20 protein-coding genes are annotated in these 20,816 nt (G+C 68.6%); 9 read left to right on the top strand and 11 right to left on the bottom strand.

Annotated elements, in window-relative coordinates; all coding sequences use genetic code 11:
* Positions 1–61: 61 nt before the first annotated feature.
* The gene (gene sthA, locus ACLQ28_RS09730; RefSeq protein WP_425685888.1) at positions 62–1,465 is read left to right on the top strand and encodes a Si-specific NAD(P)(+) transhydrogenase; all 1,404 of its coding nucleotides are present in this window, start codon (positions 62–64) and stop codon (positions 1,463–1,465) included.
* A 228-nt stretch (positions 1,466–1,693) separates the two neighbouring features.
* On the opposite strand, the gene ACLQ28_RS09725 is transcribed toward sthA, so the two are convergent.
* The 4 genes from ACLQ28_RS09725 to ACLQ28_RS09710 all read right to left on the bottom strand — a co-directional run bounded on the left by ACLQ28_RS09725 (position 1,694) and on the right by ACLQ28_RS09710 (position 7,632).
* Positions 1,694–3,106 carry an endo-1,4-beta-xylanase gene (locus ACLQ28_RS09725; RefSeq protein ID WP_425685887.1) on the bottom strand — a complete coding sequence of 471 codons (1,413 nt, stop codon included), beginning with the start codon at positions 3,104–3,106 and terminating at the stop codon, positions 1,694–1,696.
* Positions 3,107–3,144: 38 nt separating this feature from the next.
* A complete protein-coding gene (locus tag ACLQ28_RS09720; protein ID WP_425685886.1) occupies positions 3,145–4,443 on the bottom strand; it encodes an extracellular catalytic domain type 1 short-chain-length polyhydroxyalkanoate depolymerase in 1,299 nt (432 codons plus the stop codon).
* A 250-nt stretch (positions 4,444–4,693) separates the two neighbouring features.
* On the bottom strand, positions 4,694–6,832 hold the full coding sequence (locus ACLQ28_RS09715) for an alpha-glucuronidase (protein ID WP_425685885.1): 2,139 nt from the start codon (positions 6,830–6,832) through the stop codon (positions 4,694–4,696).
* Positions 6,829–7,632 carry a glycoside hydrolase family 3 N-terminal domain-containing protein gene (locus tag ACLQ28_RS09710; protein WP_425685884.1) on the bottom strand — a complete coding sequence of 268 codons (804 nt, stop codon included), beginning with the start codon at positions 7,630–7,632 and terminating at the stop codon, positions 6,829–6,831. The genes ACLQ28_RS09715 and ACLQ28_RS09710 overlap by 4 nt, the downstream gene beginning before the upstream one ends.
* Before the next feature lie 255 nt (positions 7,633–7,887).
* On the opposite strand from ACLQ28_RS09710, the gene ACLQ28_RS09705 reads away from it, so the two are divergent.
* Together ACLQ28_RS09705 and ACLQ28_RS09700 are read left to right on the top strand one after the other, a co-directional pair.
* Positions 7,888–8,964, top strand: coding sequence for a LacI family DNA-binding transcriptional regulator (locus ACLQ28_RS09705; protein WP_425685883.1), 1,077 nt, complete (start codon positions 7,888–7,890; stop codon positions 8,962–8,964).
* Positions 8,939–9,256, top strand: coding sequence for an acetylxylan esterase (locus tag ACLQ28_RS09700; RefSeq protein WP_425685882.1), 318 nt, complete (start codon positions 8,939–8,941; stop codon positions 9,254–9,256). Before ACLQ28_RS09705 ends, ACLQ28_RS09700 begins: the two co-directional genes overlap by 26 nt.
* Here ACLQ28_RS09700 and ACLQ28_RS09695 read toward each other — a convergent pair.
* Complete coding sequence (locus ACLQ28_RS09695) at positions 9,217–9,684, bottom strand: GNAT family N-acetyltransferase (protein ID WP_425685881.1); 468 nt, start codon at positions 9,682–9,684, stop codon at positions 9,217–9,219. The two genes, ACLQ28_RS09700 and ACLQ28_RS09695, sit on opposite strands and share 40 nt — an antisense overlap.
* Before the next feature lie 361 nt (positions 9,685–10,045).
* Between ACLQ28_RS09695 and ACLQ28_RS09690 the strand changes: the two genes are divergently transcribed.
* Positions 10,046–11,215, top strand: coding sequence for a cellulose binding domain-containing protein (locus ACLQ28_RS09690; RefSeq protein WP_425685880.1), 1,170 nt, complete (start codon positions 10,046–10,048; stop codon positions 11,213–11,215).
* Between the two features lie 74 nt (positions 11,216–11,289).
* Here ACLQ28_RS09690 and ACLQ28_RS09685 read toward each other — a convergent pair whose 3' ends face one another.
* Positions 11,290–12,366, bottom strand: coding sequence for a GNAT family N-acetyltransferase (locus ACLQ28_RS09685; RefSeq protein ID WP_425685879.1), 1,077 nt, complete (start codon positions 12,364–12,366; stop codon positions 11,290–11,292).
* A 30-nt stretch (positions 12,367–12,396) separates the two neighbouring features.
* Between ACLQ28_RS09685 and ACLQ28_RS09680 the strand changes: the two genes are divergently transcribed.
* The 3 genes from ACLQ28_RS09680 (at position 12,397) to ACLQ28_RS09670 (ending at position 14,649) form a co-directional block, all read left to right on the top strand.
* Positions 12,397–12,885, top strand: coding sequence for a MarR family winged helix-turn-helix transcriptional regulator (locus ACLQ28_RS09680; RefSeq protein WP_425685878.1), 489 nt, complete (start codon positions 12,397–12,399; stop codon positions 12,883–12,885).
* 124 nt (positions 12,886–13,009) lie between these two features.
* Complete coding sequence (locus tag ACLQ28_RS09675; protein WP_425685877.1) at positions 13,010–13,423, top strand: YciI family protein; 414 nt, start codon at positions 13,010–13,012, stop codon at positions 13,421–13,423.
* A complete protein-coding gene (locus ACLQ28_RS09670) occupies positions 13,423–14,649 on the top strand; it encodes an RNA polymerase sigma factor (protein ID WP_425685876.1) in 1,227 nt (408 codons plus the stop codon). Before ACLQ28_RS09675 ends, ACLQ28_RS09670 begins: the two co-directional genes overlap by 1 nt.
* Positions 14,650–14,731: 82 nt before the next feature.
* Here ACLQ28_RS09670 and ACLQ28_RS09665 read toward each other — a convergent pair whose 3' ends face one another.
* Together ACLQ28_RS09665 and ACLQ28_RS09660 are read right to left on the bottom strand one after the other, a co-directional pair.
* Positions 14,732–14,866: a VOC family protein gene (locus ACLQ28_RS09665; protein ID WP_425685875.1), complete on the bottom strand. Its 135-nt coding sequence runs from the start codon at positions 14,864–14,866 to the stop codon at positions 14,732–14,734.
* Between the two features lie 6 nt (positions 14,867–14,872).
* A complete protein-coding gene (locus tag ACLQ28_RS09660) occupies positions 14,873–15,676 on the bottom strand; it encodes a helix-turn-helix domain-containing protein (RefSeq protein ID WP_425685874.1) in 804 nt (267 codons plus the stop codon).
* Positions 15,677–15,790: 114 nt separating this feature from the next.
* On the opposite strand from ACLQ28_RS09660, the gene ACLQ28_RS09655 reads away from it, so the two are divergent.
* Together ACLQ28_RS09655 and ACLQ28_RS09650 are read left to right on the top strand one after the other, a co-directional pair.
* Positions 15,791–16,213 carry a hypothetical protein gene (locus tag ACLQ28_RS09655; protein WP_425685873.1) on the top strand — a complete coding sequence of 141 codons (423 nt, stop codon included), beginning with the start codon at positions 15,791–15,793 and terminating at the stop codon, positions 16,211–16,213.
* Between the two features lie 5 nt (positions 16,214–16,218).
* The gene (locus ACLQ28_RS09650) at positions 16,219–17,250 is read left to right on the top strand and encodes a zinc-dependent alcohol dehydrogenase family protein (protein ID WP_425685872.1); all 1,032 of its coding nucleotides are present in this window, start codon (positions 16,219–16,221) and stop codon (positions 17,248–17,250) included.
* Positions 17,251–17,350: 100 nt separating this feature from the next.
* Here the strand turns inward: ACLQ28_RS09650 and ACLQ28_RS09645 are convergent, their stop codons facing one another.
* The 3 genes from ACLQ28_RS09645 to ACLQ28_RS09635 form a co-directional block, all read right to left on the bottom strand.
* Positions 17,351–18,763 carry an endo-1,4-beta-xylanase gene (locus ACLQ28_RS09645; RefSeq protein ID WP_425685871.1) on the bottom strand — a complete coding sequence of 471 codons (1,413 nt, stop codon included), beginning with the start codon at positions 18,761–18,763 and terminating at the stop codon, positions 17,351–17,353.
* Positions 18,764–19,142: 379 nt separating this feature from the next.
* The gene (locus tag ACLQ28_RS09640; protein ID WP_425685870.1) at positions 19,143–19,607 is read right to left on the bottom strand and encodes a MaoC family dehydratase; all 465 of its coding nucleotides are present in this window, start codon (positions 19,605–19,607) and stop codon (positions 19,143–19,145) included.
* A 17-nt stretch (positions 19,608–19,624) separates the two neighbouring features.
* A complete protein-coding gene (locus ACLQ28_RS09635; RefSeq protein ID WP_425685869.1) occupies positions 19,625–20,773 on the bottom strand; it encodes an acyl-CoA dehydrogenase family protein in 1,149 nt (382 codons plus the stop codon).
* Positions 20,774–20,816 lie beyond the last annotated feature (43 nt).

Below are 20,816 nucleotides of genomic sequence, written 5' to 3'. Positions count from 1 at the left end.
TCGGAATAACGCTCGACTTCGGGTCTGGCGCCGGCCACGACATCTTGCGACGCTAACTGTCGTGTATGACTACGACCTGTTGGTGCTGGGCTCCGGACCCAGCGGTCAGAAGGCCGCGATAGCCGCCGCCAAGCTCGGCAGGCGAGTCGGCATCGTGGACCGCCGCGACATGATCGGTGGGGTGTGCATCAACACCGGCACCGTCCCCTCCAAGACACTGCGCGAGGCCGTTCTCTATCTGACCGGCCTGAGCCAACGTGACCTCTACGGCAGCAGCTACCGGGTCAAGGAAGAGATCACGGTCAGCGACCTGGCCGCCCGGACGCAACATGTGATCACCCGGCAGACCGACGTCATCCGCAACCAACTGGCCCGTAACCGGGTCGCGATGATCACCGGCACCGGGCGTTTCGCGGACGCCTATTCGATCTGGGTCGACAGCGGCTCGGGCCGCGAGTCGAAGGTGACCTTCGATAAGATCATCATTGCTGCGGGCACCCGCCCGGCCCGTCCGGACAGCGTCGACTTCGACGACCGGACGATCGTGGACTCCGACGGCGTCATCAACCTTCAGGCCGTACCCCGCAGCATGGTCGTGGTCGGCGCCGGTGTGATCGGCATGGAGTACGCGTCGATGTTCGCCGCGCTCGGCACCAAGGTGACAGTGGTGGAGCGCCGCGACCGGATGCTCGAGTTCTGTGACGACGAGGTCGTCGAGTCCCTCAAGTACCACCTGCGCGACCTGTCCGTGGCGTTCCGCTTCGGCGAGGAGGTCGCCGCCGTGGAGAAGCACCAGACGGCCGCGCTGTGCATCCTCAAGAGCGGCAAGAAGATCGTGGCGGACACGGTGATGTACTCGGCCGGCCGGCAGGGCCAGACCGACGACCTGGCACTGGAGGCCGCTGGGTTGGAGGCGGACCGACGTGGCCGGATCAAGGTGGACACCAACTACCGCACAACGGTGGACAACATCTACGCGGTCGGCGACGTGATCGGTTTCCCCGCGCTCGCGTCGACCTCGATGGAGCAGGGCCGACTGGCCGCGCAGCATGCCTGCGGCGAACCGATCCGGGAGATGCACGGCCTGCAACCCATCGGCATCTACACGATCCCGGAGATCAGCTTCGTCGGGCAGACCGAGGCGCAGCTCACCGACAACTCGACACCGTTCGAAGTCGGGATCGCGCGTTATCGGGAGCTGGCCCGCGGCCAGATCGTCGGTGACTCGTACGGCATGCTGAAGTTGCTCGTCTCCCCCGACGACGGCCGACTGCTCGGGGTGCACGTGTTCGGCACCGCTGCCACCGAGATCGTCCACATCGGGCAGGCGGTGATCGGTTGCGGCGGCACGATCGACTACCTGGTCGACGCGGTGTTCAACTACCCGACACTGGCCGAGGCGTACAAGGTGGCCGCCCTGGACGCGTCCAACAAGATCCGCAACATCACCCGCATCGACGGCTAAGCAGGTGCCCGCCATGCCGATGCACTGTTGAGCGGTATACCACAGAGGTATAAATATGACTCTGTGGTATACCGCTCACTACCGCATCCGCCCCAACGGAGGTGACCGACGGTCACCTCCACCCGCCCGCGTCGGTCATGGACTCGTGGTGGGCAGCATGATCGCTTTCGCGGCTTATGCGGGGCACCACAACTCCTTGATCGACGCGGGACAGGAGCCGATGATCCTTTAGCTTGCGGCGCAGGTTGGGCTGAGGCTGCCGGCGGTGCCGGTGCCCTGGAAGCCGAACTCGGTGGACTGACCGGCGCCGACCTGGCCGTTGTAGGCCACGTTCGTCCAGTTCGTCGTGCCGGTGTTACCACTGCGGTTGGCGCTCCAGGCGTTGGTGACCGTCGCGCCGGACGGCAACCCGATGGTCACCGTCCAGCCGTTGAGAGCCGACGAGCCGGCCGTGACGCGTACGTTCGCAACGAAGCCGCCCGTCCACTGGTTCAGCGTCACCGTCGCGGTGCAGCCACCCTGCCCCGGAGGCGGGGTCGTGGGCGGAGCAGTCGTGGGCGGAACCGTGGTCGGTGGCGTCGTGGTGGGCGGAGTCGTCGTTGGTGGCGTGGTCGTCGGTGGCGTGGTGCCGTTGTTCAACGCGGCCAGGACCGCGTCGTACGCCGGCTTCTTGGAACCGTTGCTGTTGAACAACAACGGCGTCTGCGAGGCCCGCCACGAGTCACTGTCACGGATACCCCACACCGTGATCCCGTTGCACCGCGCCACCGCCAGGCAATCCTCCACCACACTGCGGTACGTGGTCGCCGACGCGCCCTGAATATCCAACTCGGTGACCTGCACATCCACACCCAACGCCGCGAAACTCGACAACGTGGTGCGGTAGTTACTCACATACGGCGAATCATTATTGAAGTGCGACTGGAAACCCACACAATCGATCGGCACACCACGAGACTTGAAATCCCGAACCATGTTGTACACGGCCTGCGTCTTCGCGTGCGTCCAGTTGTCCGTGTTGTAGTCGTTGTAGCACAGCTTCGCACCCGGATCCGCAGCATCCGCAGCCCGAAACGCCGCCTCGATCCAATCACTACCCGTCCGCTGCAAATTCGAGTCACGCCGAGCACCCGAACTACCATCAGCGAACGCCTCGTTCACCACATCCCACGCCACCACCTGACCCCGAAAGTGCGTGGCCACCTGCGTCACGTGATTCAGCATCGCCTGCCGCAACGCGCTGCCGCTCATGTTCTGCATCCAGCCCGGCTGCTGCGAATGCCACGCCAACGTGTGACCCCGCACGCTCATCCCACGACTACGCGCATGGTTGACGATCTGATCGGCCGAGCCGTAACTGAACTGATTCTGCTGCGGCTCGGTCGCGTCGATCTTCATCTCGTTCTCAGGCGTGACCATGTTGAACTCACGGTTCAAAATCGTCGTGTACGCACTGTCGTTCAACTTGTACGCCGCTACCGCCGTACCGAAATAGCGACCCTTCTCGGCGGCGGACGCACCCAGCGTAGTGCCGGCGGACGCGGGTGCCGTCGCGAACAGCGCCATGCCGGCGGCGAGGGCACCTGCGCCCGCCAGCGCGAGCGCGGCTCTCGATGTCGCCTTCCATTTCGTTCTTCTCATCGTGCGACTCCTTCTGTGGTGGTGGATGGGAATGGGGATCAGGCCACCGAGCAGGCGGCGCCGTTCAGGGCGAACGACGAGGGTTTGCCGGTGCCGCCCTCATGGGTGGCCTGGAAGCCGATGGCGACCGAGGCGTTCGGTGCGATGGTGGCGTTGTAGGAGACGTTGCGGGCGGTCACCGCACCGCTCGCCGGGGCGTACTCGGCGTTCCAGCCGTTGGTGATGCGCTGGCCGGTGGGCAGCGTGAAGGTCAGCGCCCACCCGTTCACGGCGGCGGTACCGGTGTTGGTGATGGTCACGCTCGCGGTGAGCCCGTTGTTCCAGGCGTTGACCGTGTATCCGACCCGGCAGGCACCCGCGCTGGGCGGGGGCGTGGTCGGGGGCGGGGTGGTCGGGGGCGGCGTGGTCGGCGGGGGTGTGGTGCCGTCCAGCCCGAAGAAGCGGATGACCTGCGCGGCGTCGACCGGCAGGTTGTGCGTGACACCCTGCATGCTGATCGCCTCGACCGGGGCCATCGGGCCGCTGCTGCCGTACCGGGTGCGGGTGTAGCCGGACTGCGGGGAGTCGGTGTACGTCGGGGTCTGGCTCAACCCGTGCACGTTGGTCCACTGCTTGACCTGCTCGCCGAAGTTCGGGTAGCGCAGTGTCTCGTCGTTGGTGCCATGCCAGATCTGCATCCGTGGTCGCTGGCCGCTGTAGCCGGGGTACGCCCCGCGGACCAGGTCCCCCCACTGCTGCGGAGTCTTGATGAGCTGCCCGTTCGCGCACTCGCTGTTCCACTCGGAGCTGCCCCCGGTGGCGAAGCAGCCGAACGGCACCCCGGCGAAGGAGGCTCCCGCCGCGAACACGTCCGGGTAGTCACCCAGCATGACGTTCGTCATCATCGCCCCGGACGAGGTGCCGGTGGCGAAGATCCGCGCCGGGTCGGCGGCGTAGCGCTGCCGCACGTAGTCGACCATCGCCATGAGCCCGACCGGGTCGCTGCCCCCGCCTCGGCGCAGGGCCTGCGGGGAGGCCACGTCCCAGCACTTGCTGCTGCGGGTCACCGACGGGTAGATCACGATGAACCCGTACCGGTCCGCGAGGGACGCGTACTGGGTGCCGGAGTGGAACGCCGGCCCCGACCCGGTGCAGTAGTGCATGGCGAGCAGAATCGCTGGCCGCGCGGTCACCCGGTCCGGGACGTACAGGTGCATCTGGAGGTTTGTGGGGTTGGTGCCGAAGCCGGTCACCTGGGTCAGCGTCGCCGCCGACGCCGGTGTGGCGAACGTCAGTGCGGCGGCGGCCAGCGTCAGGGCCGCCATGACGGCGCCGAGCATCCTTGTCTTGAGTGTCATCGTTCGCGATCCCTCGTGGACATGGCGCATGGAAGGGGAGTAAGTCGAGGACTGCCCTTCGCCCGACCCTGACCGCGGCTCGCGTGACCAAGTCAGCTTCAATCGAGCACACTCGATTGTCAAGACTTCCGGAAACCTTTCAGCGCAACCGATTTGGTGCCTACCTGCACACCCATGGACATCGACGGTTGGGGTCGTCGGGGCCGGTCGCGGGTTTTTTCGGGATGTTCTCGAAACGTGCCGGCCTTGTTCAGTAGATGCGCCGCCCACGCTTGTCCGGCACCCCGGACTTGCGGAAGAAGTACGTGTTGACCTGGTCGCGCCACTCGGTGGCGGACCGCATCTGCTCGTCGAGACGATCGGCCACCCGCTCGTACACGGCCGGGTCGATCATCCCGTTCAGCGTCTGCCACCGCCGCCGCATCACCGCCACCTCCTCGACGCCCGCGAAGTGGGTGTCGTAGATGTGCTGGATGACTGTCGACCCGCTGTGCAGGACGTGGTCGTACGGGACATGGTGGAAGAAGAGCAGCAACTCGTCGGGGCAGCTCTCGGGCGACTCGTACACCTGGGCCCAGTGCGGCGGGTACTGGCCGGCGAAGCCAGTGCCCGACGTGCGGCTGCGGTCCACGCCCACACCGTCACGGTCGGCGAAGTGGTAGGTGCCCCACCGCGTGTACTCGTACCCGTCGATGCCGGGGCCGTAGTGGTCACCGGGATGAACCATGAAGCCGACGCCCAACGGGGCGGTGTAGCGCTCGTAGGTGCGCCACGAGTCATCCATGATCTCGTGCAGCGTCCGCCCCACCAGTTCCGGGTCGGCGGTCGCCGACGGCGGGAAGGTCAGCGCGATCCATTCGTTGAGGACCGCCGTCGGGTCCAGCCGGGGGTCCCAGGCGAGTCGGCCGAACGAGTACAGGTTGGCCTGTGCCAACGGGTGCCCGGTCCAGAAGGGGTCGTCACCGGTGTTGGCGACGGCGACAAGGCCGCCACCCGCTCCCGCCTCCCCCGTGGCCACGTCGGCGATCGTCCGTCCGCCCGGGCCCCAGGGCTCGAAGCGCAGCACCTCACTCCACCACGGGCCGAGGTGGCACACGTGCCGCTGCTGGCCCGTGTATTCCTGGGTGACCTGCAACTCCACCGCCAGCCGGGTCGCTGGCATCGCGGCGAGCACCGGGGAGACCGGCTCACGCGTCTGGAAGTCCACCGGACCGAATTTCACCTGCACGATCACGTTGGTGCGGAACCGCCCGTCGAGCGGGGCGAAGTGGTCGTACGCCGCGCGCGCCCGGTCGGTGGAACGGTCCCGCCAGTCCTGGTGGTGGTTGTAGACGAACGCCCGCCAGTGCACCACTCCCCCGTACGGTGCGAGGGCCTCCGCCAGCACGTTCGCGCCGTCGGCGTGGTCACGCCCGTACGTGAACGGGCCGGGCTGTCCCTCCGAGTCGGCCTTCACCACGTAGCCACCGAAGTCCGGGATGCGCTCGTACACCTTCCGGGTGGCTGAGGTCCACCAAGCCCGCACCGCCTCGTCCATCGGGTCGGCTGTCGACAGGCCACCGAGGACCACCGGCGCGGCGAACGTGACCGACAGGTGCACGCGGATGCCGTACGGGCGCAGCACGTCCGCGATTTCGACGACGTCGCCGAGCCGGTCGGTGAGCAGCAGCGCCTCCGTCCGGGCCACGTTGACGTTGTTCACCGAGATCGCGTTGACGCCGCTTGCCGCCAACAGTCGCCCGTATCCCCGGATCCGGGCCAGGTCGCCGCGCGGTCGGCCGTCGCGCCAGAAGATCGAGCCGCCCGCGTACCCCCGTTCTACCTGGCCCATCACCGGGTGCACGGCCACGTTGTCCCAGTGGTTCAGCATCCGCCGGCGCAGCGCCGGCCGGTGCCGTTCCGGCGGGCGGGCCGGGTCGAAGGCCGCCGCACAAAGCCGAACCAGGTGGAACAGCCCGTACAGCAGACCGGCGGGCGCGTCGGCCAGCACCACGGTCACCTCACCGGCCCGTGCCAGCAGGAACCCCTCGTCGCCGAGCGTCTCGCCGTCGCCGATGTCGGTCAGCGCCGCCTCCCCCGCGGCGCGAGCCGCTTCCACCGCCGGGTTGGGCAGCTCGCTGGCACCACGTAGGGCGAGCACGACGTCGACGTCGACGTCCCAGGAGGGCGAATGCCACACCCGCCCGCCGTAGCGCGCACAGGCACGCGACACCTCGTCGAGGACGGTGTCGACGAGCGTCCCGTGGCCGTGGACGAGGACGCGGCGCGCGCCGAGCGCCCGGAACGCCTCCGGGGGCAGCCAGGCCGCGTGTACGCGCGGTTCGTCGGTGTCCTCCGGTTCGTCGACGAACACCAACTGCTCCAGGTCCGTCGACTCGTCGGCGTTCACGCGTCGGTCCGCAGTACGACGATGCCGTACGACGGAGGCCGCAGTTCCGGGCCACGGGCGTTGCCGGTGGCGAGGACGGCCCGGACGAGCTCGGCCTGCACGCCGGGCAGCTGCAGGTCGGCGGCGTCGCAGCCCTCGCCGGAGGTGCCTCGGCCGAACATTCCCGCCCGGTCGCCGACGGCGAGCACGCACACGTCGGCGGCGGCAGCCGCGGCGACGGCGGCCGGAATACCGGAGGTGTCCACCGTGGGCAGCTCGACGTCGATCCCGGCCCGCAGGGCGAGCCGGGCGGCGTCGGCGGATCGTTCGGCCACGCCGTGCAGGGTCTGCAGGAAACGGAGGGAGAAGTAATCGGAGACCACCGTGCCGGTGAAGCCCCACTCGTCGCGTAGCGGGGTCGGGTAGACGGTGGCCCGCCAGGCCGCGAACCCGGTGAGGCACTCCTCGTGCACCTGGGCCGGAATGCCGAACCGGCTGGCGGCGACGATCTGCGCCTGGGAGGCGGCGAGCGACCGGGCGCCGACCACCGGGTCGATCGGCGCGGTGCCGAACGGGCGGGTGAGTTGACCGAGTCCGTGACGGATGACGGTGTTCCATTGGAGGGGCTCATTGATCATGTCCGACTGGTGCGGGGCGACGCCCTCGCCGGATGCCTCGGCGCCGACCCAGACCCCGGCGAGCTGGGCGATTTTCTCTTCGAGCAACATCAATGGCAGAAGCGCCTCGGCCCGTTCGGTCGGCGACAGTTGGGGATCATGCCACGGCGCCGCACCGTTACCCACAGGCGACTGACTTCTCATGCCAAGACCCCTTAGCTCCGGCCACATCCCCGTGCCTGGTGGAACCAGTTCCGTGGCGGACGTTCTCACGATCCGAAACTTTCCGGAAACCTGCGTCACCTTTTCGGCAACCTAAGTGCCGCATCGATATGTGTCAAGGGCCTTATCTGGACCCGCGGCGAATTCTCCCTGCACAAGCCGACTGCCGCGCGACCTGGTGAGAACTGCCAATCGTGTAGGGTCTCCCGAAACTTTCGGATGCTGTATGAGGCCGCGATGACAGAGCACCGCCCTCTCGACCCACCTGCCTCCACCACCATCGCGACCATCGCCAACGACGTTGGCGTCTCAGTCGCGACGGTGTCCAAGGTCCTCAACGGACGTGGCGACGTCGCCCCCGACACCCGAGCACGCGTGGAGGCGAGCCTCGACCGCCACCGTTACCAGCGCCGCACCCGGCGACCCTCGGCCGGCGGGGGCCGGATCGATCTCGTGTTCCACGAGTTCGACACCGGCTGGGCGATGGAGATCCTGCGCGGCGTCGAGGCGGTCACCACCGCGGCCGGCGTCGGTTTGTCGGTCGCTCAGCTCGACGGCGCGCACCGCCCGCCAGCACGATGGCTGGACGCGATCCTCGCCGACCGCCCGTTGGGGGTGGTGTTCGTCCTCTCCAATCTGGCCGAGGCCCAACGACAGCACCTGCGGCGCCAGGGCATACCGTTCGTCGTCGTCGACACCGACAGCGCGACCTCGGCCTCCGTGCCCACCGTCGGGTCGAACAACTGGAACGGCGGCCTGCTCGCCGCCCGGCACCTCCTGGATTTGGGGCACCAGCGGATCGCCATCATCTCCGGGCCACCCGATGTGCTCTGCAGCCGTGCCCGGGCCGCCGGCTTCCAGTCGGCCCACGAGGAAGCCGGGATCGAGGTCGACCGCGAGCTGATCCGCTACGGCAGTTTCTCCGCAGGCGCCGGGCATGCCCACGGGCTGGAACTGCTGCGCCGGCCGTCGCGACCCACGGCGATCTTCGCCGGCTCCGACATCCAGGCCATGGGGGTGCTCCGGGCCGCCCGCCAGTGCGGCCTACGAGTGCCCGAGGACCTTTCGGTGATCGGGTACGACAACCTGCCGGTCTCCGCCTGGACCGACCCGGCCCTCACCACGATCAATCAGCCGTTGCGCGACATGGCCGCCATCGCGACCCAGATGCTGCTCGACCTGACCAGGGGCAACGAGCCAGCCACCAGCCGGATCGACCTGGTGACCGAGTTGGTCGTCCGGGAGAGCACCGCACCCCCGCCCAGCCGCACTGACCCTGCGAGGACCTGTGCCGAACTCCCCCCTCTTTCTTGATGGCCTTGAGCAGTACTCGCCGACAGTCGACGAGCCGGACGACTTCGACCGGTTCTGGCGCGACACCCTCGCCGAGGCGACCGCCCGACCGGTGCTCGTCGACGTCCGTCCAGAGCCCACCGACCTGCGGCTGCTCGACTCGTGGGACGTCACCTTCGCGGGCTTCGGTGGCGACCCCGTACGGGCCTGGTACACCCGCCCGACCGGACCCGGCTCACGCTTCGGCGAACTGACAGCCGCCGCGAGCCGTGGTCACGCCTCGGAGGCCCAGCTGAGCCACTCGGGATCGTGACCCCAGCCGTTGCGCTCGTAAAAGGGCACCGCCCGGGTGCTGGAATGCACCGTCACGTGCTCCAATTCCAGGCGCCGGGCCTCGTTCAGCACGGCTGACATCAGCAACGCGCCGACCCTGCGGTCGCGCAGCTCGGGCACGACGAAGACGGACTGCACGTCGCCGCCGCGCCGGGCGTACTTGTTCGCTGTGGGCACACGGTCGAGTACTGCCAGCCAGGCCATCCCGATCACCTCGCCGGCGGCCTCGGCCACGAACGCCCGGTGCTCGGGGTGGCCCCGCATCCAGTCGCCGAGCGTCGCGACGAGCTCGTCCAGGTTGTCGCCCTGGTAGTCGCGCTCCTGGATGGCCCGTCGCCAGCGCAGCCCGGCCAGGGCGGGCGCATCCGCGTCGGAGGCCCGGCGCACGGTCACATCAGCATCGATCACGCGATGATCATAAAACCACCTTCACCCTACTTATCGGTTCGCTTCGACGTGATGCGGGACGAGGATGGCCCACACGATCGCGGTGGCGCGGTCGACCGCAATCAGTGTGCCGTCCGGGATCGGACCAACCCCCGGGGCCATAGTCGATCACCGATCTGTTGCTCGTGTTAGCGATAACACGCTATGGTGCGTCCGGCGGGGTGCAGGGCACACATCCGCCACCGCTCATCGATACGACCACCAGTGAAGACGTCCGGGTTATTGGTCGTTGCGCGCAGCTCACCCCCGCGTACCGCGCTTTGGTGGCACCTGTCTCTCCGGTGGCCGCCAGTGCCGCGCACCCACCACCAGAGGAAGTCCCATGAGCAGTGCAACGCTCGGCCCTCCCGTCCCTCCCTCACCTACCGCCACCGCAACGACGTCGAAACCCCGGCGGGCTCGCCTGTGGTGGGCCGCCCTGGCCGCCGTCGCCACCGTGGTCGCCGCCGTACCGATCGCGACTACTCCCGCAAGAGCGGAATCCAACGGCGGCGTACGCGTCATGCCCCTCGGTGACTCGATCACCGATGGATTCAACGTCCCGGGCGGTTACCGGATCGAACTCTGGCAGCGGTTCACGGCCGGTGGTTACCGGATCGACTTCGTCGGCTCCCAGTTCAACGGCCCCGCCAGCCTTGGCGACCACGACCACCAGGGCCATTCTGGATGGACGATCGCCCAGATCGACGCCAACGTCGTCAACTGGCTGCGGGCCACCAATCCCCGAACGGTGCTGTTGCACATCGGCACCAACGACATGTACGGCGACACGTCCGGTGCCCCGGCCCGGCTGGCCACCCTGGTCGACCGGATCACCAACACCGCCCCGAACGCGGAGGTGTTCGTCGCGACGATCATCCCGAAGTCGGGCGCGGACAATCAGGTCCGGGGCTACAACGCCGCGATCCCCGGGATCGTGCAGAGCCGGGCGGCCGCCGGCAAGCGCGTCCACCTGGTCGACATGTACAACGCTCTGACGCTCAGCGACCTGGCCGACGGGGTGCATCCCAACGCCACGGGCTATCGCAAGATGGCCGTAGCCTGGTACGACGCTCTCCGGTCGGTGCCCGGCAGCATCGGTGGCGACACGCCTCCGACCACCACCCCACCCACGACGGCCCCACCCACCACGGCCCCACCGACCACCGCCCCGCCGACCACTCCCCCGCCGTCCGGCGGGTGCCGCGTCGCGTACACGGTGAACGCCTGGGGCAACGGTCTCACCGCGTCCGTCTCGGTGACCAACACGGGCAGCACGCCGGTCAATGGTTGGGCGCTGACGTTCACGCTGCCGAGCGGGCAGACCATCACCAGCGGCTGGAATGCCACCTACTCGCCGTCGAGCGGGGCGGTGACCGCCCGCAATGTCTCCTACAACTCGACGATCGCGCCGAGCACCTCGGTCGACATCGGCTTCCAGGCGACTCACACCGGCAATGCCGGCCGACCGTCCGCATTCACTCTCAACGGCACCGCCTGCGCGGTCGCCTGACGTTTCGGTCGCGGTGCCGGGCAGCACGGGCCCGGCACCGCACCCCTTGGACCACCCTCGGAGGCCGGCAGCAATCAGCGCTGCCCGACGGAAATGTCCTTGGTGAGGCGGGTGGTTCCGTCCGGGCGGTCGAGTGAATCCGACTGGTATCCCTCACTGCGGTAAAGGTCGATGTTGCGCAAGCTCTTCGCGCCGGTGGACAGCAGAACACGACGGCAGTCAGGTTCCGCGCTGGTTTCGGCGGTGCGTAGCAGCCACCGGCCGAGCCCGTGCCCCCGCAGGTCGGGCACGACGGCGAGCCGACCCACGTGCCAGTCGGTGCCGTCGCGACGCGCCCGCACCATGCCCAGCAGTCGGCCGTCCAACCAGACGCCCGTGACGTGCCAGGTCTCCAGCCAGTCGCGCACCTCCTCCAGCGACTCATGCAGGGCCGGTATGGCCAAGGTGTCGTTGACGACGGCCTCGTCCACCCAGCAGCACCGTTGCAGCACCGTGACCTCGGGCGCGTCGTCGAGGGTCAGCCGTCTCGCGTAGGACCCGGGCAAGGGTCCAGACAGCGTCCCGGCTCGTCCGGGTTCGCGTAGTGGCCGTAGGGCTTGCGCGACCCGGACCAGCTCGTCCAGCAGCCCGATACCCGCCGCGTCGCGGCTCGCGTCGGGGAGCAGCCGTCCACTCTCCACCGCGTCGCCGATGCGAATCGCGACCGTGGCGCCCAACGGCACCAAGCGGAGGGTCGTCACCACCTGCTTGGCATGCTGAACGGACCGGGTGCCCGCCGACGTGTTGCCGTAGCTGACGAAGCCCATCGGCTTCCATGCCCACTCGCGGCTGAGGTAGTCGAGCGCGTTCTTCAGCGTCGCTGGCATCCCGTAGTTGTATTCCGGCGTGACCACGATGAAGCCATCAGCCGCGTCGACGATCGCGCTCCACCGCCGTGTGTGCTCCTGCTGGTAGACACCCGACGACGGATGCTCCTCCTCGTCCAGGAACGGCAGGTTCAGATCGCCGAGGGCCACCGGCACAAGCTCGACGCCGAGCGCGGCGGCACGAGAGGTGACCGTTTCGGTCAGCCACTGCGCCACCGCCGGGCCGAGGGCACCGGGGCGGGTGCTGCACATCAGTACGAGGACACGCGTCAGTTTCGTTGACATGTAAACGAGCGTAGCTGCTAAGTTGATTACATGTCAACTAAACCGCCGGTCGGGGCCGCACCCTGGTTGAACCCTGACGAGGAACGCGCGTGGCGGGCGTTCCTGCGCGTGGTGGTCGCGGTGCAGACCGGCACGGCACGCGACCTGGCCGCGGTCGGGCTCTCCGAACCCGACTACGAGGTGCTGAGCACCCTGTCGGAGCGGACCGGCCACACCAGCAGCCTGGGAGAACAGGCCGACAAGATGGGCTGGTCACGCAGCCGGCTGTCCCGGCACGCCACCCGGATGGAGTCGCGCGGCCTCTTGCGGCGCACACCCGACCCGGCCGACGGCAGAGGGTGCCTCCTCGTGCTCACCGCGCAAGGCCTGGAGGCACTCGAGGACGCGGCACCGGCCCACGTTCAGTCGGTGCGACGCCACTTCATCGACCGCCTCGCCCCAGACCACCTCATCGCCATCGAACAGATCGCGCGAAGACTGGAAGAGTCCCAAGTCGGCGACGATCGGCCTCCCAAGTGACGTCAGGCGGGGTGGGCTGCGTCGCGGCGAGAGATTATTCCGGAGCCGTGTCGATCTGCGGGCCGCTCGTTCGACATGGAGGTGCGAGGGCCGGCAGGCGGCCCCGCCGGACGAGGAGAACGCGATGTCGAAGTACATGCTCATCATGCGGGGCACCGACGAGACGAACGCGGCCATGATGGCCAACATCGACGAGGCGATGGCCGCGACCGGCCGATTCATCGAGGAGATGATGGAGGCCGGTGTTCTCGTCGCGGCCGAAGGGCTGGACGATCCGGGCCGGGGCGTCGTGGTCGACTTCAGCGGCGAGGCCCCGGTGGTCACGGACGGGCCGTACGGCGAGACCAAGGAACTGTTCGGCGGCTACTTCCTGCTCGATGTCGCCACCCAACAGGAGGCGGTCGAGTGGGCCAAGCGGTTCCCGGCGGTCGAGTGGGCCAAGCGGTTCCCGGCGGGCCGCGGGTCCAAGATCGAGGTCCGGCGGGTGGCCGAGCCCGACGAGGTCCCGCAGGGCAGCGAGAGCAACGGCCAGATCTGATGGGTACGGCCGACGTCGAGGCCGTCTGGCGGGTCGAGTCGGCCCGGATCGTCGCCGCGCTGACCCGGTTCACCGGCGATTTCGGGCTGGCCGAGGACGCGGCCCAGGAGGCGGTGGCTGAGGCGCTGGTGTCGTGGCCGCGTGCCTCTCCGGCCAACCCGGCCGGCTGGCTGATGGCCACGGCCCGGCGGCGGGCGATCGACACGATCCGCCGTCGGGTCGCCCTGCAGGACCGATACGCCCTGCTGGCGGCCGACCCGACGGCCGACTCGGCGGTCGACGACGTCGTTGATCCCGACAGGATCGACGACGACGTCCTGGCGCTGATGTTCGTCAGCTGCCACCCGGTGCTCTCCCCCGAGACCCGGGTGGCGCTGACCCTGCGCGTGGTCGGCGGCCTGTCCAGCGAGGAGATCGCCCGCGCGTTCCTGGTGCCCGTGCCGACCGTGCAGGCCCGCATCACCCGGGGCAAGAAGACGATCGCGGCGGCCGGGGTGCCGTTCGAACTGCCGCCAGCCGGCGAGCGCCGGGAACGGCTGGGCGGCGTGCTCAGCGTCCTCTACGTGATCTTCACCGAAGGGTCGACAGCCACGTTTGGCGACCGACTGTTGCGCCCCGACGTCGCGTACGAGGCAATCCGCCTGACCCGCACGCTGGCCGCGCTACAGCCGGACCAGCCGGAGGTGCACGGCCTCCTCGCGCTGTGCGAGCTGACGGCGGCGCGCTTCCCGGCCCGGACCGGCCCGGACGGCTCGCCGATCCTGCTCGAAGACCAGGACCGCCGGTTGTGGGACTTCTCGGCGATCCGCCGCGGGCTGGCCGCCCTGGCCAGGGCATCGACTCGCGGCCTCGGCCCCTACGGCCTGCAGGCCGCGATCGCCGCCACCCACGCGTCCGCACCCTCGGTCAAGGAGACCGACTGGGACCGGATCGTGGTGCTCTACGAGGCACTCGGCCGGGTCGCGCCCTCTCCGGTGGTCGAGCTCAACCGGGCCGTCGCCGTGGCCATGGCCTCGGGTCCAGCGCAGGCCCTGGCCATCGTGGACGAGCTGATCGCCTCGAACCGGCTCCCCGGCTCGCATCTGGTCCCGACCGTACGTGGTGAGCTGCTGACCCGCCTCGGCCGGCGGCCGGAAGCGCGCACCGAGTTGGAGCTGGCGGCCCGGCTCTGCGCCAACCAGCGCGAACGCTCAGTGCTGCTCCGTAAGGCAGCCGCGCTGAGCTGACTTCTCCACGATGGCCGGCCAGGATCCGAACACGGCCGTCGATCGCGTCGGCCCCGACGGCCAACCGCTGCGAGGGTTCGAATCAGCCTGGGGCGAGGAGGCAGAACTTGTTACCTTCCGGGTCGGCGAGGGCCGTCCCCGGGACAGAGCTTTCGCCCAGGTCGACGGCGGTGGCGCCGAGAGTCCGCATGTCGGCCGGGAGGGGCACGCCCGTCATGAGCTGTTACCACCTGACGAGTTCGGCCAGTGCGGTGCTGGTGGCTTCGTCGGCCGGGAGGAACGCTTCCAGTCGCAGTTCGGCGATGGTGACGTCGGTGGCGGTGCCGAAGTGGGTCAGTGTGGTGATGAGCCGCAGTTCTCGGTTGTCCGGATCGCTCGTGCGCAGGTGCAGCGGCACCGCGAACCCGAGGTGGTGTGGCGGGAGTTGCCGTGGCCGCGGGGGTGCCAGGTCGACGAGTTCCTCGGCGAGGCGCTGGAGTCGGTCGCTCGGGTTGCGGACGCTTTCGGCTTGGACGCTGCCGATGATGTGCCAGGCCCATTCGTCGAGGTTGACGATGCGGGGTGCGAGACCGTGGGGGTGCAGCAGGACTCGGGGGACGCTCACCGGCGGGGTGAGCAGGTGTGGGTCCACTCCGCGGGTGATCATGTCGAAACCGGCGTTGGCGGAAACGAGGTCGCCGTGCCGATCGACGATCACGGCCGGGTACGGCAGGTGGCCGTGCAGCACGCGTTCGAGGGCGGTTCGGATCGGTGCCAGTTGAGGGTCGTCCAGTTCGCGCTGCGGATACACGGGCGCGAATCCGGCGCCGAGGAGCAGTTCGTTGCGTTCGCGGATCGGCACCTCCAGCGACTCGGCCAGCCGTATGATCATCGCCCGGCCAGGGGTTGAGCGTCCGCTCTCGATGAAGCTGACGTGCCGTTGCGTGGTGCCGGCCCGCACCGCCAGTTCGAGTTGGCTGACACGTCGTCGGGTGCGCCACGTACGCAGCGCACCCGCGAGGCTGCCACTCGCGGATTCGGTGATCATTCTTCCTGTGTACCGGGTGCCGCGCCGGTTGGCGATTCCCTCCGGGGAATTGTCGCGGCGCGTCCGGAGCAGAACAGTCGTGGTCGCAACGATCATCACGACTGAAGGATCAGCATGGCCGACATCGACCTGAAGGACCTCACCGACCGCTACGTCGCGGCGTGGAACGAACCCGACCCGGAGCGTCGCCGCGCCGCCGTTCGCGAACTCTGGTCCACCGACGGGGTCCATGTCCTGCAGCCGCCTCAGGAAATGCGACAGGCCGCCGAGGGCCTGGGGTTCGAACGTCTCGTCTTGGAGGCGCGCGGGCATGACGAAGTGGAGGTGCGGGTGACGCGCGCGTACGAGAAGTTCATCGCGCCGGGGACCTTCGTGTTCCGCTCCCGCGGGGATGCCGAGCGACTCCGCGACGTGGTCAAGTTTCGGTGGGAGATGGTGCCGCGCGATGGTGGCGACGTGGCCGGTGTCGGGCTGGAGATCCTCGTGCTCGGCGCGGACGGGTGCATCGTCAGCGACTACCAGTTCATCGAGGGGTGACGGCGATGACTGCGACGCTACCTACGTCCGCGCGTAGCTACCATGTCAACAGCGGCGACGGCATCGATGGTCTGAAGCTGCGTACCCACGAACCGCGCACGCCAGGCACCGGCGAGGTCGCAGTCGCGGTCCACGCCGCCTCGCTCAGCTTCCGCGATCTGCTGGTGCTGCGGGGCCAGTACGTGCTGCCGGTCAAACCGGACGTCATCCCCGTCTCCGACGGTGCCGGGCAGGTCATCGCCGTGGGGCCAGGTGTCCAGCGGGTGCGACCGGGTGACCGGGTCACCGCCGCGCTGTTCCCGCGATGGCTGGACGGCCCCCTGACACCGCAACACCTGCCACAACTGGGAGGCTCCCTCGACGGCATGCTCACCGACATCGCCGTCCTGCCAGAGCAAGCCCTCGTCCCGGTCCCCGAACACCTCTCCTACGCCGAAGCCGCGACGCTGCCGTGCGCTGCCGTCACCGCGTGGAACGCGCTGACCGGGGACAATCCCGGGATCCAGCCGGGGCACACGGTGCTCACCACCGGCTCGGGCGGCGTCTCACTGTTCGTCGTACAACTGGCCAAGCTTCTCGGCGCGAGAGTGATCGCCACGACCGGCCAGGCGGAAAAGGAGCAGCGCCTTCGTGACCTCGGCGCTGACGAGGTCGTCAACTATCGCGCCGTCCCCGACTGGCACACCGCCGTCCGCGACATCACCGGCGGGCGAGGGGTCGACCGGGTCGTCGACACTGCCGGAACACTGGAGCAGTCACTGAAGTCGCTTGCCATCGACGGGCACGTCGCGTTCGTAGGGTCGCTCTCCGGTGCCTGGTCACCACTCGACCCTCGCCTGCTGTTCGGTGTCGCCGCGACGGTCCGGGCGTTGGCGGTCGGAAGCCATGCCCAATTCACCAGGCTGAACGAGTTCATCACCGCGCACCAGCTTCGGCCCGTCACCGAACGAGCGTTCCCGTTCGAGGAGGCCGGCGCGGCGTTCCGGCACTACGAGTCGGCCAGCCCGTTCGGAAAGGTCATCATCGAGATCCGATAACCGGGCGTGTATGGCGACGGGACCGGAACCAATCCAGCTTTCTGGGGAGAGGATGGGGCGGCGACGGGTCCCGTCGCCGCCCCTCAGCGTGCGGTGATGCTCAGGAGGCGGTGCAGGAGCGCACCTGCGGCCGGCTCCAATTTCCGTTGGCCATGGTGGTGAAGCCGAAGACGTTGCCACTGCCGTTCGACCGCATGGTCATGACGTTCCCGCTGCTGTCCCAACTCGGGCTGCCGTTCCAGGTGCTGGACACCCTCTGCGGCGGGGTGACGGCGACCACCACGGTCCAGTTGCTCGCCCCGCTGACGGTCACCAGACTGTTGAACCGGTCGCCCCACCGAGTGCTGTCCTGCAGGGTCGCCGTGCACCCGCCGCCCGGAGGCGGGGTCGTGGGCGGAGCAGTCGTGGGCGGAGTCGTGGTCGGTGGCGTCGTGGTGGGCGGGGTCGTGGTCGGTGGCGTGGTCGTCGGTGGCGTGGTGCCGTTGTTCAACGCAGCGAGGACCGCGTCGTACGCCGGCTTCTTGGAACCGTTGCTGTTGAACAGCAACGGGGTCTGCGAGGCCCGCCACGAATCACTGTCGCGGATACCCCACACCGTGATCCCGTTGCACCGCGCCACCGCCAGGCAATCCTCCACCACACTGCGGTACGTGGTCGCCGACGCGCCCTGAATATCCAACTCGGTGACCTGCACATCCACACCCAACGCCGCGAAACTCGACAACGTGGTGCGGTAGTTACTCACATACGGCGAATCATTGTTGAAGTGCGACTGGAAACCCACACAATCGATCGGCACACCACGAGACTTGAAATCCCGAACCATGTTGTACACGGCCTGCGTCTTCGCGTGCGTCCAGTTGTCCGTGTTGTAGTCGTTGTAGCACAGCTTCGCACCCGGATCCGCAGCATCCGCGGCCCGGAACGCCGCCTCGATCCAATCACTACCCGTCCGCTGCAAATTCGAGTCACGCCGAGCACCCGAACTACCATCAGCGAACGCCTCGTTCACCACATCCCACGCCACCACCTGACCCCGAAAGTGCGTGGCCACCTGCGTCACGTGATTCAGCATCGCCTGCCGCAACGCGCTGCCGCTCATGTTCTGCATCCAGCCCGGCTGCTGCGAATGCCACGCCAACGTGTGACCCCGCACGCTCATCCCACGACTACGCGCATGGTTGACGATCTGATCGGCCGAGCCGTAACTGAACTGATTCTGCTGCGGCTCGGTCGCGTCGATCTTCATCTCGTTCTCAGGCGTGACCATGTTGAACTCACGGTTCAAAATCGTCGTGTACGCACTGTCGTTCAACTTGTACGCCGCTACCGCCGTACCGAAATAGCGACCCTTCTCGGCGGCGGACGCACCCAGCGTAGTGCCGGCGGACGCGGTGCCCGGCAGGAACGCGGCGCTGGTTGCGGCGAGCAGAGCCGCGGCGGCGAGGACGATCGCCGTACGCGCTCGGGGGCCCGTTTGTGGGCGGGCGTCCCCGTGGCACCTCTCGATCATGTCTTTTCCTTCCGTGGGCCCGGGGTGGGGCATCTGACGCACCGCCCCGGCGGTGGTGGGGTCTCGGGGTCGGGACCGCGCACGAGAAGGCGCCCGGGAAGAGGCGCCCCCCTGGTCATTGACTCCGGTGGATGTGGAGTATGTCAGCGCCGCTCATCGACGAGCAAGAATTTCCGGAAGTTTACGGGACGTGGCTCGGATGATTCGTCATCACAAGAGACGGCTGCCCAGGTGGCACCCGGTGCCGCAGGACAGTGACGCTGCCAAGCCTCAACCACGGACGGCCTGAGGGAGCCAGATGCCGCAAATTCCGGAACTTCTTCCGCAACGCGCACTCGCTGGTGCGACACCCCGATCGGCACACGGACGAGCTAGGCGGTCAACGACTCGTGGCTCCGTAGAGCCGGCTGACGGTCTCGGCTACGCAGACGGGCTTGCCGCCGCTGTCGCTCTCGACGGTGACCGCCGCGACCAGCTGCACGCCGCCGATCACCGGGGACACCTCGGCGATGGTGGCGGTGGCCCGTACGGAGGTGCCAACCCGCACCGGGGCAGGGAAGCGCACCCTGTTCAGCCCGTAGTTGACCCCCATCGCCACTCCCTCGACCCGGTAGAGCCTGCCGGCCAGCGCCGGCAGCAGCGACAGCGTCAGATATCCGTGGGCGATCGTCGCGCCGAACGGCCCCGCCGCAGCCCGGGTGGGGTCGAGATGGATCCACTGGTGGTCGTCGGTGGCGTCGGCGAAGAGGTCGACGCGGCTCTGCTCGATACGCTGCCACGGGCCGGGCCCGAGGATTTCCCCTACCGCCGCGGCCAATTCCTCGAACGAGCTGAAGACTCTCATGCCAGGTCTCCCTGCGACTAGAAGGCGTTGACGCCGGTGAGCGCGCGTCCGATGAGGAGTTGCTGGATCTGGCTGGTGCCCTCATAGAGGGTGGCGACCCGGGCGTCACGCAGGTACTTGCCGACCGGGTATTCGTCGGTGTAGCCGTACCCACCGAAGACCTGGACCGCGTTGTTGGCCGAGCGGACCGCGGCCTCGCTGGCGAAGAGCTTGGCCATCGACGCCTCGGTCGCGAACGGCTGGTCGCGGTCGATCAGGTCGGCCACCTGCCACACCAGCAGCCGGGCGGCGGCGGTGTCCACCGCGATGGCGGCGAGCAGTTGTTGGACGAGCTGGTGGCCGGCGATCGGCTTGCCGAACTGGGTCCGCTGCCCGGCGTAGCCGACCGCGGCGTCGAGGCAGCCCTGGGCGATGCCGACACAGCCGGCGGCCACCGACATCCGGCCCTTGGCGAGGGTCGCCAGAGCCAGTCGGAAACCGGCACCCTCGGCGCCGAGGCGGTTGGCGTCGGGCACGCGTACCTCGTCGAAACGCAGCTCGCCGGTGGCCTGACCGCGCAGGCCCAGCTTGCCGTGGATCTCCCGTCGGGTCAGCCCCGGGCTGTCGGTGGGCACCAGGAACGCGGTGATGCCACGGTGTCCAGGGCCGCCGGTGCGGGCGAAGACCAGCGCGACGTCGGCAGTGGTGCCGTTGGTGATGAACGTCTTCGTGCCGGTGATCAGCCAGTCGGTGCCGTCGCGGACCGCGCGGGTGCGCAGCGCTGCCGCGTCCGAGCCGCTGTCCGGCTCGGTCAAGGCGAAGCAGCCGAGTGCGGTGCCGGCGCAGAGTCGGGGCAGCCACTCGGCCCGCTGCGGGGCCGTCCCGTGGGCGGCGATCGACTTCGCGACCAGGCCGAGTGAGACCGAGACGATGCCGCGTACCGCCGAGTCGCCCCGGCCGAGCTCTTCGAGGACCAGGCAGTACGCGAGGTGGTCGCCGCCGGAACCCCCGTCGGCCTCGGCGATGGTCAGCCCCAGGAAACCCAGGTCGCCGAGCACGGTGACGATGGCCGGATCCACCGACTCGCGCCGGTCCCAGACGGCGGCGTGCGGCAACAACTCCCGGTCGGCGAACTCGGCGGCCAACTGGCGGACCGCCGCCTGCTCGGCGGAGAGACTCAGCTCCATGGCCCTTAAACTAGCGGTGATAGTTTACGTCGTCCAGAGCGGA

Source organism: Micromonospora sp. DT201 (genome assembly GCF_049841575.1).
Lineage (GTDB): Bacteria > Actinomycetota > Actinomycetes > Mycobacteriales > Micromonosporaceae > Micromonospora.
This window is presented reverse-complemented; position numbering and strand designations above follow the sequence as displayed.